This window comes from Corallococcus sicarius (genome assembly GCF_003611735.1).
Classification (GTDB): Bacteria; Myxococcota; Myxococcia; order Myxococcales; family Myxococcaceae; genus Corallococcus; species Corallococcus sicarius.
In genome coordinates, this window is the sequence record NZ_RAWG01000663.1 from 1 (window position 1) to 900 (window position 900).

Annotated in this window: 1 pseudogene; it reads right to left on the bottom strand. The window is 72.1% G+C overall.

What is annotated here, in order from left to right:
* Nucleotides 1-197 precede the first annotated feature (197 nt).
* Nucleotides 198-900: pseudogene (locus tag D7X12_RS41585) on the bottom strand (DNA mismatch repair endonuclease MutL); the annotation flags it as partial.

The following is a 900-nucleotide window of genomic DNA, read 5'->3' on the forward strand; positions in this document are numbered from 1 at the left end:
GTGCAGGGGGCGTGGAAGGCGCGGTGGAGTGCGCACAGGCCGCGAGGTTCAAGCCCACGAGCAGAGCCATGAGGCGGTACATGGAAACCCCTTTGAGAGGACCGGAAGACAGGCCCGCCCGAAGGTAGTCGACCCCTCTTGGACACGACAGCGATTGATCAACGCGAGGGGATTCGACGCACGGCGTTGATGCGCCGTCAGCGCGCGCGCCGCTCCAGCTCCAGCAGCGGCATCTCCAGCACCACCACCGTGCCGTGCGTGCACGGCGGGGTGAAGTCCGCGCGGTCCAGCTCGCCCAGCAGCGCACGGAGCTGAGCATCGGTGAGCGGAGAAGCGGCGGCACGGCGCGCGGCGTGACACGCCATCACGCGCACGGCCTCCGCGAGGCTCGTCACGTCCAGCGGGGCGCTGCGGGGCGGCAGCGCACGCGACAGGGCCTCCAGGAGCGCACGTGCATCCACGCCCTCCAGGCCCGCCGGCACCGCCTTGAGCGCGATCGCGGTGCCGCCAAAGGGCTCCACGTCCACGCCCAGCATGAGCAGTGCCTCGCGGCCCTCCACCAGCGACTTCACCGCGGCCAATGACAAATCCACCGTGGTGCCGAACAGCGACGGCGGGGGCGCCTTCGCCTCGTCATCCAGCCGGCGCAGGTACGCGGTGAGGCGCGCACGCTCCAGCGCGGCGTGCGGATCCAGCACCACCAGCGTGCCACCGGGGCCTTCGCAGACGTGGAAGCGGCTGCCCAGCATTCCCATGGGTCGCAGCGCGGCGAAGTAGCCCGGAGGCGGCGCCTCGTTGAGCTGCGGTTGCGCTTCACCGAACGCGGGCGAGCGCCCCGGCATCGCGGGCCCCTGGAACGGACCGGGGAAGCCGCCGCCATACCCCGGAGGCGCCCCACCC